The following is a 17,062-nucleotide window of genomic DNA, read 5'->3' as shown; positions in this document are numbered from 1 at the left end:
TTAAAGAAATAAAAAAGAGCTAAACAGACCAAAGTTGTCTGAAAGAAATAAGACAATGGAGAGTTTGATCCTGGCTCAGGATGAACGCTGGCGGCGTGCCTAATACATGCAAGTCGAACGCTTCACTTCGGTGAAGAGTGGCGAACGGGTGAGTAATACATAAGTAACCTGGCATCTACAGGGGGATAACTGATGGAAACGTCAGCTAAGACCGCATAGGTGTAGAGATCGCATGAACTCTATATGAAAAGTGCTACGGGACTGGTAGATGATGGACTTATGGCGCATTAGCTGGTTGGTAGGGTAACGGCCTACCAAGGCGACGATGCGTAGCCGACCTGAGAGGGTGACCGGCCACACTGGGACTGAGACACGGCCCAGACTCCTACGGGAGGCAGCAGTAGGGAATTTTCGGCAATGGGGGAAACCCTGACCGAGCAACGCCGCGTGAAGGAAGAAGTAATTCGTTATGTAAACTTCTGTCATAGAGGAAGAACGGTGGATATAGGGAATGATATCCAAGTGACGGTACTCTATAAGAAAGCCACGGCTAACTACGTGCCAGCAGCCGCGGTAATACGTAGGTGGCGAGCGTTATCCGGAATTATTGGGCGTAAAGAGGGAGCAGGCGGCACTAAGGGTCTGTGGTGAAAGATCGAAGCTTAACTTCGGTAAGCCATGGAAACCGTAGAGCTAGAGTGTGTGAGAGGATCGTGGAATTCCATGTGTAGCGGTGAAATGCGTAGATATATGGAGGAACACCAGTGGCGAAGGCGACGATCTGGCGCATAACTGACGCTCAGTCCCGAAAGCGTGGGGAGCAAATAGGATTAGATACCCTAGTAGTCCACGCCGTAAACGATGAGTACTAAGTGTTGGGAGTCAAATCTCAGTGCTGCAGTTAACGCAATAAGTACTCCGCCTGAGTAGTACGTTCGCAAGAATGAAACTCAAAGGAATTGACGGGGGCCCGCACAAGCGGTGGAGCATGTGGTTTAATTCGAAGCAACGCGAAGAACCTTACCAGGTCTTGACATCGATCTAAAGGCTCCAGAGATGGAGAGATAGCTATAGAGAAGACAGGTGGTGCATGGTTGTCGTCAGCTCGTGTCGTGAGATGTTGGGTTAAGTCCCGCAACGAGCGCAACCCCTGTTGCCAGTTGCCAGCATTAAGTTGGGGACTCTGGCGAGACTGCCGGTGACAAGCCGGAGGAAGGCGGGGATGACGTCAAATCATCATGCCCCTTATGACCTGGGCTACACACGTGCTACAATGGACAGAGCAGAGGGAAGCGAAGCCGCGAGGTGGAGCGAAACCCATAAAACTGTTCTCAGTTCGGACTGCAGTCTGCAACTCGACTGCACGAAGATGGAATCGCTAGTAATCGCGAATCAGCATGTCGCGGTGAATACGTTCTCGGGCCTTGTACACACCGCCCGTCACACCATGAGAGTCGGTAACACCCGAAGCCGGTGGCCTAACCGCAAGGAAGGAGCTGTCTAAGGTGGGACTGATGATTGGGGTGAAGTCGTAACAAGGTATCCCTACGGGAACGTGGGGATGGATCACCTCCTTTCTAGGGAGAGAAAGTTGTGCTTTCTTGTTTGGTTTTGAATGTCCATGACATTCAAGAGGACATTGAAAACTGGATAGTAGTAAAAAAAATTGCGAAAACGATAAAGAAGAGATTAGACATTAAAGAAAAAATAAGGTCTAGTACGAAAAGTCGAAAGTAACTAAGATTTTACAGCAAGTGTAAACGAAAAAAAGTTCAAGCAAGCAAACCTAGAAGGTAAAGCAAGAAAGGGCGTATGGGGAATGCCTAGGCACACTCCGGCGAAGAAGGACGCAGCAAACAGCGAAATGCGACGGTGAGCGGTAAGCACGTGAAGAGCCGTCGATATCCGAATGGGGGAACCCACACGGAGTCATATCCGTGTATCACATGTCGAATACATAGACATGATGAGGCGAGACGCAGGGAACTGAAACATCTAAGTACCTGCAGGAAGAGAAAATAAGAATGATTTTCTGAGTAGCGGCGAGCGAAAGGGAAAGAGCCCAAACCGATCTGAGGATCGGGGTAGTAGGATCATTGAGAAATCAAACAGAGGATCATAGAGGAATCACATGGGAAGGTGAGCGAGAGAGGGTGAGAGCCCCGTACTCGAAATGAGAGACTGGAGAGAGATGACACCTGAGTAGGGCGGGACACGAGAAATCCTGTCTGAATCAGCCGGGACCATCCGGCAAGGCTAAATACGAGAGAGTGACCGATAGTGAACCAGTACCGTGAGGGAAAGGTGAAAAGAACCCCGGGAGGGGAGTGAAAGAGAACCTGAAACCATATGCCTACAAGAAGTCAGAGCCCGTTAAAGGGTGATGGCGTGCCTTTTGTAGAATGAACCGGCGAGTTACTGTATGGAGCGAGGTTAAGCAGGATATGCGGAGCCGAAGCGAAAGCGAGTCTTAAGAGGGCGCGAGTTGCATGCAGTAGACCCGAAACCGGGTGATCTAGCCATGACCAGGTTGAAGTTGGGGTAAAACCCGATGGAGGACCGAACCGACCCCCGTTGAAACGTTGGCGGATGAGTTGTGGCTAGGGGTGAAATTCCAATCGAACCCGGAGATAGCTGGTTCTCCCCGAAATAGCTTTAGGGCTAGCGTCGAGAGAAGAGTTGCGTGAAGGTAGAGCACTGAATATGTGATGGCCCCATCTCGGGGTACTGAGCATAATCAAACTGCGAATGTCACGCCAACATGCTCGGCAGTCAGACAGCGGGTGATAAGGTCCGTTGTCAAGAGGGAAACAGCCCAGACCATCAGCTAAGGTCCCAAAATGTATGCTAAGTGGAAAAGGATGTGGAGATGTACAGACAACTAGGAGGTTGGCTCAGAAGCAGCCATCCTTTAAAGAGTGCGTAACAGCTCACTAGTCGAATGACTCTGCGCCGATAATTTACCGGGGCTAAGCATACTACCGAAGCTATGGATCCCAAGGGATGGTAGGGGAGCGTTCCATGAACGGAGAAGTACGACCGAAAGGACGTGTGGAGATCATGGAAGAGAGAATGCCGGTGTGAGTAGCGGAACGTGGGTGAGAATCCCACGCACCGAAAACCCAAGGTTTCCAGAGGAAGGTTCGTCCGCTCTGGGTAAGTCGGGACCTAAGGCGAGGCCGAAAGGCGTAGTCGATGGACAACAGGTAGAGATTCCTGTACCCGTATATATGTGAAGGAATGACGGAGAGAGGAAGCTGCAGCCAGCGGCTGGAAGAGCTGGTGCAAGCGAGATATCGGGATGGCAGGCAAATCCACCATCCGAAACGAGAAGGCGTGAAGCGTACGGAAAGCTACGGCGAGTACGGAAGGCAGTGGAGGAACTTCCAAGAAAAGTTTCTAACGTTAAGTATATATGGCCCGTACCGAAAATGGACACACATGGGTGAGGAGAGAATCCTAAGGTGAGCGAGAGAACTATAGCTAAGGAACTCTGCAAAATGACTCCGTAACTTAGGGAGAAGGAGTGCTCATAGAGATATGAGCCGCAGTGAAACGGCCCAAGCGACTGTTTACCAAAAACACAGCTCTCTGCTAAGCCGCAAGGCGAAGTATAGGGGGTGACGCCTGCCCGGTGCTGGAAGGTTAAGGGGAGGGGTTAACGCAAGTGAAGCCCTGAACTGAAGCCCCAGTAAACGGCGGCCGTAACTATAACGGTCCTAAGGTAGCGAAATTCCTTGTCAGGTAAGTTCTGACCCGCACGAAAGGCGTAACGATTTGGGCGCTGTCTCAGCTGTAGACTCGGTGAAGTCTTAGTACCTGTGAAGATGCAGGTTACCCGCGACTAGACGGAAAGACCCCATGGAGCTTCACTGCAGGTTGATATTGGGATTTGATGCAGCATGTACAGGATAGGTAGGAGGCAAAGAGATGGATACGCCAGTATTCAAGGAGCCGCTGTTGGGATACTACCCCTGTTGTATTGGATTTCTAACCGGACGACGTAGAGCCGTTGACGGGACAGTGTCAGTCGGGCAGTTTGACTGGGGCGGTCGCCTCCCAAAGAGTAACGGAGGCGCCCAAAGATACCCTCAGCTTGGATGGAAACCAAGCGCAGAGTGCAAAGGCAAAAGGGTGTTTGACTGCGAGACCTACAAGTCGAGCAGGGACGAAAGTCGGGCTTAGTGATCCGGCGGTGCTGAATGGAAAGGCCGTCGCTCAACGGATAAAAGCTACCCTGGGGATAACAGGCTGATCTCCCCCAAGAGTTCACATCGACGGGGAGGTTTGGCACCTCGATGTCGGCTCATCGCATCCTGGAGCTGAAGTCGGTTCCAAGGGTTGGGCTGTTCGCCCATTAAAGCGGTACGCGAGCTGGGTTCAGAACGTCGTGAGACAGTTCGGTCCCTATCTGTCGTGGGCGCAGGAAATTTGAGAAGAGCTGTCCTCAGTACGAGAGGACCGGGATGGACGCATCAATGGTGGACCAGTTGTCACGCCAGTGGCATAGCTGGGTAGCTAAATGCGGAAGGGATAAACGCTGAAGGCATCTAAGTGTGAAACCCACTTCAAGATGAGATTTCCCATTGCGCAAGCAAGTAAGACCCCTTAAAGACGATAAGGTAGATAGGTCAGGAGTGTAAGCATGGTGACATGTTAAGCGGACTGATACTAATAGGTCGAGGGCTTGACCGAAAAGGCAAGCGAGCTTGAAAGAAGAAAAACTACTGTCTGGTTTTGAGTGTCCTGAAGACACTTGACAAGAAGAATCTGGTAATGATAGCATGATGGACACACCTGTACCCATTCCGAACACAGAAGTTAAGCATCATCGCGGCGAAGATAGTACATTGTGCGAAAATAGCTCGTTGCCAGTTCCTTCTTTTTTTTATGTTTTTACATGCTGTTAATCATAAGTTCAAATTTGAATGCTATTATTTTATTGTTTTTTTGTAGCTAGCTAATAGGGTAAAATTCTTGATTATATAGTTTCAAAAATAAAAATATGTTATAATAGATTGGGTGATGTTTTATATGAAAATTAAATTATATTTTGGAATGGAAAATGCTATTAAGAAGTCTGGAATAGGTCGTGCGTTTTACCACCAAAAGAAAGCTTTAACATTAAATAATATTGAATTTACGACTGATAAAAACGATTTGGATTATGATATTTTACACATTAATACAATCTATCCTGATAGTATTTCAATGATTAAACAGGCAAGAGAAAATAATAAGAAGATTATTTATCATGCACATAGTACAGAAGAAGATTTTAAAAATTCTTTTATGTTTTCTAATTCCTTTGCTGGTCTTTATAAAAAATGGCTTGTGTATCTTTATAATTCAGCTGATGTTATTATTACACCAACACCATATTCTAAAAGCTTATTAGAGTCATATGATTTAAATAAGGAAATATATCCGATTTCTAATGGTGTAGATGTTGCACAGTTTAATCCAACATCTAAACAAATTAATGAGTTTACGCAACAGTTTCATATTTCTGAAGAGGATAAACTTGTTATATCTGTAGGATGGCTTTTTGAAAGAAAAGGATTTGATACTTTTGTAGAAGTTGCAAGAGAAATGCCTCGTGTAAAATTTATGTGGTTTGGAGATGTTAGATTATCCAACCCAACATCTAAGATAAAAAAATTACTCAAAGAATTACCAGAAAATTTAATATTACCAGGATATGTTAGTGGAGATATTATTAAAGGTGCTTATGGTAGAGCAGATGTTTTTTTCTTTCCATCACGTGAAGAAACAGAAGGAATTGTTGTTTTAGAAGCTTTAGCTTGCAAAACACAAATATTATTAAGGGATATTCCTGCTTTTGATCCATGGATGCAAGATCGAGTTAATTGTTATAAGGGGAAAACAAATCAAGACTTTATTGATTATATTAATAAAATTATTAATCACGAATTACCTTCGACAATAGAAGAAGGTTATAAAGTTGCTAAAGAAAGAGATTTATTGCTAATAGGAAAACAATTAAAAGAGGTATATGAAAAAGTTGAATCTCTTTAGAGGATAATATTATGGATAAAAAAAATATAAAAAAATACATACTAAATGTAGCTATTATTCTAATAGTTGGTGGATTATCAATTTATTTTTCAATTGGTAATCAATTAGAAGGAACGATTAAATCGTTAAAACATTGTCATTTAGGGTGGCTATTGGTTGTTGCCATTTTAATGTGTATTTTTTATTTAATCAATGCAATGAATTTGACACTTTTTGCTAAAGTATATAAAAAAGATTATACCTTAAAACAAGGAATCGTAAATGCAATGGCCGGTATTTTCTTTAATGGAATCACGCCAATGGCCTCTGGTGGACAATTTTATCAAGTATATGCTTTTAATAAACAAGGAATCAAAGCAACTTATTCGTCTAGTATTTTATTAATGATTTTTATTGTCTATCAAAGTGTATTGGTTGTGTATACATCTATCATTATGCTTTTAAAATTTGTTTATTTTAGTAAATTGTATTCTGGCTTTTTTTCACTAGCATTTGTTGGATTTATTATTAATTTAGTGGTTATTTCTACTTTGTTTTTAGGAGCTAAGTCTGAAAAACTTCAAAATTTTTTAAGTAATAATGTTGTTAAAGTATTAGCAAAATTACATATAGTGAAAAGCTATGAAGAGGTAAGTTCTCAAATTGAAAGAAAATTAGAAAACTTTAGAATCGAACTTAATTTATTACAAAAAAACAAACCAATATTACTTAAATCAATAGGATTAAATGTATTAAAATTGACAATTCTTTATAGTATTCCATTTTTTTGTTCTCTTGCAATGAATGTTCCTCTTTCTTGGAGACATTTCTTTGATTTAATTGGAATTACTGCTTTTGTTTATTTGATTTCAGATTTTGTACCATTACCAGGAGCAAGTGGGGGTAGTGAAGGTTCGTTTTATATTTTACTTCGTTACTTTTTAAAAGGAGCTACATCAGCAACTTTACTTGTTTGGAGATTTGCTACTTATTATGCTGGTCTTATTCTTGGAGGTCTTACAATGTCATTTAGTAGAGAACTTAATTTTGCAACAAAAAATGATAAAAAAGAAATTACAGAAAATAATCAAACAATTGTTATAGAAGATATAGAAGAAATTGAATTTGATGATTTTAAAAAATAGGAGGTCTTTATGAAAATAGCACTTTTTTCAGATACATACATACCTGATATTAATGGTGTTGCTACATCAACGAATATTTTACGAAATAAACTTGTAAATTTAGGACATGATGTTTTAGTTGTAACAAGTGAACTTCCAAGTGATACAACTTATGATGAAAGCCTAGATGATCAAGTTTTAAGAGTGCCAGGATTAGAAATACAAGCTCTTTATGGCTACAGGGCATGTAATATTTTTTCTTTTAAGGGTATGAAAGAAATTAAAAGATTTAATCCAGAGGTCATTCATGTTCAAACAGAATTTGGTATTGGTATTTTTGGAAGAATTGCTGCAGAATATTTAGATATTCCTGTTGTTTATACGTATCATACTATGTGGACAGATTATTCACATTATATTAATCCAATCAATTCTGAAACAGTAGATACTGTCGTCAAAAAAGTAATTACAAAAATTAGTAAATTTTATGGAAATAGTTGTCAAGGATTAATTGTTCCTTCAAATAAAACAAAAGATGCTTTAATCCATTATGGTTTAAAACAAAAAAATATTTATACGATTCCTACGGGATTAGAACTTGAACGTTTTTCAGTTAATAATAAAAACAAAGAATTATGTCAAAGTTTAATAGAAAAATATCATTTACAAAATCATTTTGTTCTTACATTTTTGGGAAGAATTGCTCCTGAAAAAAGCATTACGGTTATCATAGATGCTTTAAAAAAAGTTGTCGCTATTAATGATAATATTCGTTTTTTAATTGTTGGGGGTGGACCACAATTAGAAGAGTTAAAAGAATATGTAAAAAATGATCATATTGAATCATATGTTATTTTTACAGGGCCTCAAAGTGGTGAAATGGTTCCAGCACATTACCATATTTCTAATATGTTTATTTCAGCATCTTTATCTGAAACACAGGGATTGACTTATATTGAAGCAATGGCGTCTTCTATTCCTGTTATTGCTCGTTATGATGATCAACTTGAAGATGTTATTGATGATGGAAAAAATGGCTTTTTCTTTAAAAATGAAGATGAATTACCAAAACTTATATTAGATGCTATGGAAATGGATTTAGATGTTTTAAAAGAAAATGCATTAAAAAAAGCAAATGAGTATAGTGGAGAAACATTTGCTAAGAAAGTATTAGAAGTTTATAAGCAAGCCATTCTTATTAAAGAATATACTTATACGGTTGTTTCGATATTTCCCATAAAGAATAATAAAAATGAGGTTTCATTTACTTATGATGAAAATGAAAGTGCTGTAACATTAGAATTATCAGATAAAGTAATAGATCAATATGAACTGTATCGAGGGAAAACAATTGATAGAAATCAGTTTAATACACTTAAAGATCACGAACAAATCAGTAGGGCATATAACAAAGCCTTGAAGTATTTATCTATTAAAGATTATACTGAACAACAAATGAGAAAGAAATTAATGGATTCTGGAGATTATGATGATGCTCAACTTGATACTACTATTCAACTTTTATCAGAAAAAAATTTAATTAATGATAAAATGTACGCAATGAATTATTTTAAAAGATGTATACGTTTGGGAATAGGACATAACAAAGCAATTTATAATTTAAGAAATTATGGTGTTGATACTGAGATAATAGATACATGTTTAGAAGAACTTGATGATGATGAAGAATATCAAGCAGCGATGCTTTTAATCAATAATTATTACCAAAGAAACAGCACGATTTCTTATCGTAACATTCAAAGAAAAATTAAAGAAAAATTATTTTTAAAGGGATTTACGAATGATGTTATTGATAAAGCAATGGCAGAGTATGATTTTGAATATGATTTAGAGAAAGAAAAATTAGCTTTGGAAAAAGACTATTTAAAAGCATCTCATCGCTATGAAAAAAAATTAGAAGGAAAAGATTTAAGAAACAAAATAATTGATACATTGTTAAAAAAAGGATATAATTACGAAGATATTAAGAATATTCTAGAAGTTAAGGAGAATAATGATGAATAAAATAGCAAGTTTAAAACCTGGTGATGATGGTGTTTTAATTGAAGCATTAATTAATCATGTTGTATCAGGAAAAACCAATGGAGCACATCGCTCAACGTATTTATCTATGACATTACAAGATGATACAGGATCTATTGATGCTAAGTTATGGAATGCTAGTGAAGAACAAGTACAAACTTTAGTAAAAGGTTCAGTTGTTCAAATAAAAGGTGATGTTATAAAATATAATGAAGATAGACAGATGAAGATTGTAAAGATTCATTTAGCGTCACAAGATGATAAAGAACGTATTAAATTTTTAAAACAAGCACCATTGGATAGTCAATTTATGATCAATGAAATTAAAAAGTTTATTGATCAAATAGATAATTTAAAATTACATCAATTAGTAAAAACATTATTTGAAGAAAATATTGAAAAATTATCTTATTATCCAGCAGCTAGCAAAAATCATCATGAATATGTTTCAGGATTGGCTTATCATACGTATGGAATGTTAAAAGTTGCAGAATCATTTTGCACTTTATATCCAACGCTTAATAAAGATCTATTATATTCTGGAATCACATTACATGATTTAGGAAAAACAATTGAATTAAGTGGTCCTGTTGTTCCAGAATATACGTTAGAAGGAAAACTATTAGGTCATATTTCTATTTCAAATGCAATGATTAAAGAAACTGCTGATAAACTTCATATTGAAGGAGAAGAAGTAACTTTATTACAACATATGATTTTAGCACATCATGGAAAAAATGAATATGGTTCACCTGTTCTTCCGCAAATCAAAGAAGCAGAGATTTTATATTTAATTGATAATATAGATGCTCGTATGGCGATGATGGATAAAGCTTTAGAAACCGTTGAATATGGAAAATTTACAAAACGTGTATTCTCATTAGAAAATAGAGCGTTATATAAACCAAAGATGTATGAAAAGTAGCAAATGCTACTTTTTACATTTTTTCAAAATTTGAAAAAAGAAATTTGTATTTTTATAGAAAAAAAATTAAAAAAGAATATAATTATGTCAGTAATTTATTATTAAAAAGTGAGGTAGTATAATATGTATAAGATTTTATTATGTTGTGTATCAGGGGTTACAACAAACAAATTAGTAAATGCAGTGAAAGAATCTGCTAAACAAAAAGATATTAAAGTAATGTGTTGGGCAGTTGGATCTAAATCTGTAGGTTTATCATGGGCAGATGCTGATTGTGTTTTATTAGCGCCACAATCTGCTTCAGAATTATCTAAAATTGAAGAAATGGTTCACGGGGTTATTCCATGCGCTTTAATTAATGATGGTGATTTTGCAAGTATGAACGGAGATGCTGTTTTAAATCAAGCATTAGATTTAATTAAAAAATAAACATCCTAAGCGATGTTTTTTTTTGCTATAATAAAATTTAGGAGGAATCGAAATGGCTGAAATTATGATCAAGGCAGCAGGTTTTGTTTTTGTAATTATAATAGCGTTTATTTTAAAACAAGTGCATGTTTTAGAAAAAAGAGATGGTTTAACAATTGCAACAATTATTATGAATGTGACATTACCTTGTGCTTTACTTACAAATGCAAGTGGCATAACAATTGATCAATCAATGATCATTTTATTATTAATAGGATTAGCATCAAATATTATCATGCTTTTCATTTCTTTTATGCTTTCAAGAAAAGAGGAAAACATTTTAAAAGGATATTATATGATCAATTGTTCTGGATATAATATAGGAAACTTTGTTATGCCGTTTGTACAAAGCTTTTTCCCAGGCATGGGAGTTGCTTATTTATGCATGTTTGATGTAGGAAATTCAATTATGTGTTTAGGAGGAAGTTATGCGTTAGCAGGAAGCGTAGCAAGCAGTAATCAAAAATTGACTCCTAAAACAGTAATCAAAAAATTATTTTCATCAATTCCATTTGATGTATATCTTTTAATTTTTGTTTTAGCACTTTTTAAAATTTCAATACCTCAACCAATTTTATCAATGGCTTCTTTTATAGGAGCAGGAAATGGATTTTTAGCGATGTTTATGATTGGACTTTTATTAGAAGTTAAAATAAATCCTTTGGAAATGAAAATAGTTTTAAAAACACTTTTGATTCGTGTGCTTTTTGGTGCTATCTTAATGAGTATTGTTTATTTTATTGTTCCAATTCCAATGCTTGCTAAAAAAATTGTTGTTTTAGCAATGGCTGCGCCTATTACAACTGTTTCAGCTGTTTTTTCAAAAAATATTGGTTATCATCGTGATGCACCAGCTATTTCGAGCTCACTTTCAATTATTATCAGTATTGCTGTTTTAGTCGTTTTAATTATCATGTTTGCGTAGGTGAGTGTATGGAGTATGATTTAAAAGTTTTAAAAATAAATAAAAATAAAATAGAACAGTTAAATGAATTATCTATTTATACTGTAAAAGATTTAGTACAACATTATCCGTATCGCTTTGAAGAAATGTTAGAAACACCATTACATGATGAATCGAAGGTCATTATTGAAGCACAGCTTATTGATGAACCTAAAATTTTTTATAAAGGAAGATTTTCAAGATTGACTTTTCATGTTAATTATCATGAAGAACCATTAACAATTACGATTTTTAATCGTCATTTTTTGAAAAAGAATATGCAAGTAGGAATGATGCTTACTATTATTGGTAAATACAGTGCTTCTAAAAAAGCAATTACAGCTAGTGACTTAAAACTAAAGAACTTAAAAGAAATTTCTGGAATAACACCAGTATATTCTTTAAAAGAAGGACTCACTCAAAAAAGTTTTCAGGGTTATGTCAATAAAGCACTTAATTTTTATAAAGGACATATTGCTAATACTATTCCTTTATATTTATGTCAAAAATATCATTTGATAGATAAAGAAGATGCTTTGTTTAAAATACATCAACCGCAAACACGCAGTGATGTTATTAGTGCACTTAGATACTTAAAATATGAAGAGTTTTTTAAATTTCAAATGACAATGCAATATATAAAACAAAATCGCACACAAAATATAGGTATCTCAAAATTAATAGACAAAGAAAAAGTGACTCACTTTATTGAAAAGCTCCCTTTTCAATTAACAGATGACCAAAAAAAAGTCATTGATGATATATTAATAGATTTAACAAGTCAAAAATTAATGTATCGCTTTGTTCAAGGTGATGTTGGTAGTGGAAAGACAGTTGTTGCAGCAATTAGTTTATATGCTAATTATTTAGCAGGTTATCAAGGAGCTATGATGGCACCAACAGAAATACTAGCGCTTCAGCATTATCAGTCTTTAAAAAAAATGTTTAAAAAATATAAAATAAATATCGCATTACTTACAGGTCATCTTTCACAAAAAGAAAAAAATGATATCTATCAGCAATTAGAAAATGGACAAATTGATATTATTATTGGAACACATGCTTTATTTCAAGAAAAAGTACAATATAATCAATTAGGTCTGGTTATTACTGATGAACAGCATCGCTTTGGTGTTGAACAAAGAAAAGCGTTAAAAGACAAAGGAAATAAAGTTGACTTTTTAGTAATGACAGCAACACCGATTCCTAGAACACTTGCTATTTCTTTATATGGAGATATGGATGTTTCAACGATTAAAACACTTCCTAACGGGAGAAAAAAAGTTATTACAAAGTTTATTAAAGGAACATCGATGAAGCCTATATTAAAAGATTTGAAAGATTATCTTTTAAAGGGAGGACAATGCTATGTTGTCTGCCCTCTTGTAAATGAAAGTGAAGCAATCACTGGAAGAAATGCAAGTGATATTTCAAAAGCAATGGCACAATATTTCAAAGGACAATACGAAGTTGGATTAGTTCATGGACAAATGAGTGATGAAGAAAAAAATAAAATCATGAATGCATTTAAAGAAAATAAAATACAGATTCTTGTTTCAACAACAGTAATCGAAGTGGGAGTTGATGTAAGTAATGCAAATATGATGGTTATTTATAATGCAGAAAGATTCGGTTTATCTCAACTTCATCAATTGAGAGGAAGAGTAGGAAGATCAAAGGAACAAGGATATTGTTATCTTTTATCAGAGGCAACACATTCTGAACAAAAGGAAAGATTAGAATTTCTAGAAAATCATCATGATGGATTTGAGGTCTCTGAATATGATTTAAAAATAAGAGGACCTGGAGATTTGTTGGGTCAAAAGCAAAGTGGTTTACCAACTTTTATGATAGGAGATATTTTTAAAGATTATCATATTTTAGAAATTACAAGAAAAGATGCTTTTGAAGCGATGAATCAACATCAAGATGATGAAAAAATTATAAAATTGTTATCAGAAATAAAAAACAATTTAATAAAGAATAATGAATATATTGATTAATGTGTTATAATGCTAAAAGAGGTGAGAACATGAAATTAGCGATAGACGCCATGAGTGGTGATTTAGGTAGCTCTATTGTTGTAGAAGCCTGCCAATCATTTTTAAATAAAAATAAAACAGATGAGCTTTATGTTGTAGGAAAAATTGAAGAATTAGAAGCATTGAAAGATCATCCTCAAGTAACTTTAATAGATGCTAGAGAAATCTTTGAAATGACAGAAAATATTTTAGCAATCCGTAGAAAAAAAGAATCGAGCTTAGTAAAAGCTATGATGTTAGCAAGAAATAACGAAGTTGATGCTGTATTATCTTGTGGAAATACAGGAGCCTATTATGCATGTGCAATGTTGTTTTTAAAACGTATTAAAGGAATTGAAAAATCATGTTTAATGGCAACAATTCCCACTTTAAATGATAAAGGTGTTTGCATGTTAGATGTAGGGGCAAATGCTGAAAATACAGTAGATCAACTCGTTCAGTTTGCAATTATGGGAAATGTTTATGCTAAAAATGTTAGACATATTCAAAAACCTAAAGTTGCCCTGTTAAATATTGGAAGTGAAGAACATAAAGGTGATGAGATCCATAAAGAAACATATCAATCTTTGAGTACACTTGAACAAATTGATTTTGTTGGAAACATTGAAGGAAAAGAAATCTTAAGAGGTGATGTGGATGTCATTGTAACGGATGGATTTACAGGAAATGTCACATTAAAAACAATTGAAGGTGTTGCATTATCTATGATGTCTGCATTAAAAGATGGTTTTATGGCATCAACACGTAATAAATTAGGGGCAGTTATTTCTAAACCAGTTTTAAAAGGATTAAAAACAAAATTTGATCCTGCAGGTGTAGGTGGTGCCCTGATGATGGGATTTGTAAAACCAGTTGTTAAAGCACATGGTGCAAGTGACGCGAAAGCTTTTGAAAGTGCAATGAATTTAGCTTTTGAAATGGTTGAAGTAAATGTAGTAGAAAAAATGAAAGTAGGTCTAGATGAAAGTGGAATTAGGTAAGTTTTTAGAAGTAATGGGCATTCCTTATAAAGATATTCATTTATTTAAAGAAGCTTTTACACATCCTTCTTATACAAATGAAAACAAAGGAAAAAATTACGAACGATTAGAATTTTTAGGTGATTCAGTTTTACAATATTATGTATCAAAGTTTATTTATGAAAAATATCCTGAAAAGCCAGAAGGAGAATTGACACTTTTACGTTCTAAACTAGTAAGAGAAGAATCACTTGCTCGTTTTTCTCGTGAATTAGGATTAGGTGCGCAAATTTTCTTAGGTGCAGGTGAAGAACATAATGGTGGTAGAGATCGTAATAGTGTTTTAGCTGATATTTTTGAAGCCTTTATTGGGGCAATAAGCGAAGATTGTGGTATCGAATATGTTTTAAAAATATTAGATATGACAATCTATAAACATGTTGAAGATGTCAACTATGATGATATCACAGATTTTAAAACAAAATTACAAGAATTGATTCAAGCGGATCAAAGAAAGACAGTCACATATTCATTACTTTCAACAACAGGTCCAGCGAATGCACCTGAATTTGAAGTGGCAGTCATGATGGATGATATGACCCTAGGAACTGGAAAGGGTTCTAGTAAAAAAAGAGCAGAACAAAAGGCTGCAAAGGATGCGTTGAAAAAATTAGCCAGATAGATAGCAAATGCTATCTATTTTTTTGCCTAAACATTTTTTATTTTAAAACATATTTTAAAATGAAGGAGGCAAAATATGTTTGATGAAGAATATGAAAGAGTCATTCATCCCCGTAGAGTAGGTGATATCTATCTCTATACAGTAAGACCGGGAGATAATGTTTATCGGATAGCAAGAAATTTTAATACTAAAATAGAATGGATCGCTTGTATGAATAAACTTGATCAACAAATGATGATTTACCCAGATCAACAATTATATATTCCTTTTATTCCTCAAGGACCAATGCCAATGGTACAATCAAGAGATTCTTATGAATTATATTTTTAATGGACTAGATTTTTCTTAAAAAAAAGCTTATTATATTCGTAAAAATAACAATGAAGGAGAATTTTATGAATAGACATGCAGGAAGTGAAAGAAATCTAACTCTTGTAATGGATTTATATGAGTTGACAATGGCATATAATTATTTTAAACAAGGAAATAAAGATCAACTTGTTTATTTTGATATGTTTTATAGAAAAAACCCAGATAATGGAGGGTTCGCGGTTTTTGCAGGATTACAACAATTAATTGAATGTATAAAGAATTTACATTTTAGTGAAGGAGATATTGAATATCTCCGTTCACTTCAAAAATTTGATGAAGATTTTTTAGATTATTTATCAGATTTTAAATTTACAGGTTCTATTTATGCAATGAAAGAAGGTACACCAGTCTTTCCTAATGAACCATTGATTACTGTAAAAGCTAAATTTATCGAAGCACAAATTATCGAAACGATGTTATTAGTAACAGTTAATCATCAATCTTTAATTGCTACTAAAGCACATCGTGTTGTTCAAGAAGCCAAAGGAAGACCTGTTATGGAATTTGGAGCAAGACGTGCTCAAGGATATGATAGTGCAACTTATGGAGCTCGTGCAGCTTATATTGGAGGAGTAGCAGGAACGGCTACAGTTTCAGCAGGTGAGATGTTTGATATTCCTGTAGTAGGAACAATGGCACATTCTTTTGTGCAATCATTTGATAGTGAATATGAAGCTTTTAAAGCTTATGCACTTACATATCCAGATGATTGTGTTTTATTGGTTGATACGTATGATACTTTAAAAAGTGGAGTACCTCATGCCATTGAAATAGCCAAAGAAGTTTTAGAACCAATGGGTAAAAAATTAAAAGGAATTCGTTTGGATAGTGGAGATATTTCATATTTATCAAAACGTGCAAGAGCAATGCTTGATGTTGCGGGTCTTACATATGTAAGTATTTCGGCTTCAAACTCCTTAGATGAATATTTGATTCGCTCTTTATTAAATCAAGGAGCGCAACTTGATTCATTTGGAGTTGGAGAAAATTTAATTGTATCAAAATCATCTCCAGTATTTGGAGGAGTTTATAAATTAGTAGCTATTGAAAAAAATGGACAAATTATTCCTAAAATTAAAATTTCAGAAAATACTGAAAAGATTACCAATCCAGGTTATAAACGTGTATATCGTTTGTTTGAAAATGAAACTGGAAAAGCAATGGCGGATTTAATTGCTTTTTATGATGAAGAAATTGATTGTACAAAAGATTTAACGATTTATCATCAATCTGATATTTGGAAATTTAAAACAATTGAAGCTAATACGTATACAGTAGAAGAATTACAAGTTCCTATATTTGAAGATGGAAAATTTGTTTATCAAGAATTGTCTGTAAAAGAAATTAGAGATTATTCAATGAAAGAAAAAGCACGCTTATGGGATGAAATATTTAGATTAGAGTTCCCACATAACTATTATGTAGATCTTACTAAGAGTTTATTAGATTTTAAAATTAAAATGTTAGAAGAAAAGAGAAAATAAAA

General features: G+C 35.1%; 11 protein-coding genes and 3 rRNA genes. All 14 read left to right on the top strand.

The annotated features are described in order from the left end of the window. The first annotated feature begins 52 nt into the window (after positions 1–52). Positions 53–1,577: ribosomal RNA gene (locus Fi14EGH31_RS08880) — 16S ribosomal RNA — on the top strand. A gap of 215 nt (positions 1,578–1,792) precedes the next feature. Continuing rightward, positions 1,793–4,695: ribosomal RNA gene (locus Fi14EGH31_RS08875) — 23S ribosomal RNA — on the top strand. Positions 4,696–4,769: 74 nt separating this feature from the next. Beyond that, a 5S ribosomal RNA gene (gene rrf / locus Fi14EGH31_RS08870) occupies positions 4,770–4,877 on the top strand. Together the 16S, 23S and 5S rRNA genes form the textbook arrangement of a ribosomal RNA operon. A 157-nt stretch (positions 4,878–5,034) precedes the next feature. After that, on the top strand, positions 5,035–6,039 hold the full coding sequence (locus Fi14EGH31_RS08865) for a glycosyltransferase family 4 protein (protein WP_117576082.1): 1,005 nt from the start codon (positions 5,035–5,037) through the stop codon (positions 6,037–6,039). A gap of 11 nt (positions 6,040–6,050) precedes the next feature. Further along, positions 6,051–7,163 carry a lysylphosphatidylglycerol synthase transmembrane domain-containing protein gene (locus Fi14EGH31_RS08860; protein WP_107030292.1) on the top strand — a complete coding sequence of 371 codons (1,113 nt, stop codon included), beginning with the start codon at positions 6,051–6,053 and terminating at the stop codon, positions 7,161–7,163. 9 nt (positions 7,164–7,172) lie between these two features. Further along, the gene (locus Fi14EGH31_RS08855; RefSeq protein ID WP_118348040.1) at positions 7,173–9,167 is read left to right on the top strand and encodes a glycosyltransferase; all 1,995 of its coding nucleotides are present in this window, start codon (positions 7,173–7,175) and stop codon (positions 9,165–9,167) included. Continuing rightward, positions 9,160–10,110 (top strand): 3'-5' exoribonuclease YhaM family protein, encoded by a 951-nt coding sequence (locus tag Fi14EGH31_RS08850; protein ID WP_117346812.1) that lies wholly within the window; start codon positions 9,160–9,162, stop codon positions 10,108–10,110. Before Fi14EGH31_RS08855 ends, Fi14EGH31_RS08850 begins: the two co-directional genes overlap by 8 nt. Before the next feature lie 123 nt (positions 10,111–10,233). After that, positions 10,234–10,539, top strand: a complete 306-nt coding sequence (locus Fi14EGH31_RS08845; RefSeq protein ID WP_022002012.1) for a PTS sugar transporter subunit IIB — start codon at positions 10,234–10,236, stop codon at positions 10,537–10,539. A gap of 52 nt (positions 10,540–10,591) precedes the next feature. After that, the gene (locus tag Fi14EGH31_RS08840) at positions 10,592–11,503 is read left to right on the top strand and encodes an AEC family transporter (RefSeq protein ID WP_117481954.1); all 912 of its coding nucleotides are present in this window, start codon (positions 10,592–10,594) and stop codon (positions 11,501–11,503) included. 8 nt (positions 11,504–11,511) lie between these two features. Then, positions 11,512–13,524, top strand: coding sequence for an ATP-dependent DNA helicase RecG (gene recG / locus Fi14EGH31_RS08835; protein ID WP_117576080.1), 2,013 nt, complete (start codon positions 11,512–11,514; stop codon positions 13,522–13,524). 29 nt (positions 13,525–13,553) lie between these two features. After that, positions 13,554–14,543, top strand: coding sequence for a phosphate acyltransferase PlsX (plsX, locus tag Fi14EGH31_RS08830; protein WP_032090209.1), 990 nt, complete (start codon positions 13,554–13,556; stop codon positions 14,541–14,543). Further along, complete coding sequence (rnc, locus tag Fi14EGH31_RS08825; protein ID WP_032090281.1) at positions 14,530–15,204, top strand: ribonuclease III; 675 nt, start codon at positions 14,530–14,532, stop codon at positions 15,202–15,204. Before plsX ends, rnc begins: the two co-directional genes overlap by 14 nt. 75 nt (positions 15,205–15,279) lie before the next feature. Further along, positions 15,280–15,534: a LysM peptidoglycan-binding domain-containing protein gene (locus Fi14EGH31_RS08820; protein ID WP_022002017.1), complete on the top strand. Its 255-nt coding sequence runs from the start codon at positions 15,280–15,282 to the stop codon at positions 15,532–15,534. Between the two features lie 65 nt (positions 15,535–15,599). Beyond that, positions 15,600–17,060: a nicotinate phosphoribosyltransferase gene (locus Fi14EGH31_RS08815; protein ID WP_107030287.1), complete on the top strand. Its 1,461-nt coding sequence runs from the start codon at positions 15,600–15,602 to the stop codon at positions 17,058–17,060. Positions 17,061–17,062: the final 2 nt, after the last annotated feature.

The organism is Faecalibacillus intestinalis (assembly GCF_015097455.1).
In the GTDB taxonomy this organism is placed as follows: Bacteria; Bacillota_I; Bacilli_A; order Erysipelotrichales; family Coprobacillaceae; genus Faecalibacillus; species Faecalibacillus intestinalis.
The sequence above is the reverse complement of the archived record's forward strand: the minus strand, read 5'-3'. Positions and strand labels throughout refer to the sequence as shown.

Coding starts and splice junctions, on each gene's coding strand:
- Fi14EGH31_RS08865 (WP_117576082.1), top strand. CDS start 5,035: ATGAAAATTAAATTATATTTTGGAATGGAAAATGCTATTAAGAAGTCT.
- Fi14EGH31_RS08860 (WP_107030292.1), top strand. CDS start 6,051: ATGGATAAAAAAAATATAAAAAAATACATACTAAATGTAGCTATTATT.
- Fi14EGH31_RS08855 (WP_118348040.1), top strand. CDS start 7,173: ATGAAAATAGCACTTTTTTCAGATACATACATACCTGATATTAATGGT.
- Fi14EGH31_RS08850 (WP_117346812.1), top strand. CDS start 9,160: ATGAATAAAATAGCAAGTTTAAAACCTGGTGATGATGGTGTTTTAATT.
- Fi14EGH31_RS08845 (WP_022002012.1), top strand. CDS start 10,234: ATGTATAAGATTTTATTATGTTGTGTATCAGGGGTTACAACAAACAAA.
- Fi14EGH31_RS08840 (WP_117481954.1), top strand. CDS start 10,592: ATGGCTGAAATTATGATCAAGGCAGCAGGTTTTGTTTTTGTAATTATA.
- recG (WP_117576080.1), top strand. CDS start 11,512: ATGGAGTATGATTTAAAAGTTTTAAAAATAAATAAAAATAAAATAGAA.
- plsX (WP_032090209.1), top strand. CDS start 13,554: ATGAAATTAGCGATAGACGCCATGAGTGGTGATTTAGGTAGCTCTATT.
- Fi14EGH31_RS08820 (WP_022002017.1), top strand. CDS start 15,280: ATGTTTGATGAAGAATATGAAAGAGTCATTCATCCCCGTAGAGTAGGT.
- Fi14EGH31_RS08815 (WP_107030287.1), top strand. CDS start 15,600: ATGAATAGACATGCAGGAAGTGAAAGAAATCTAACTCTTGTAATGGAT.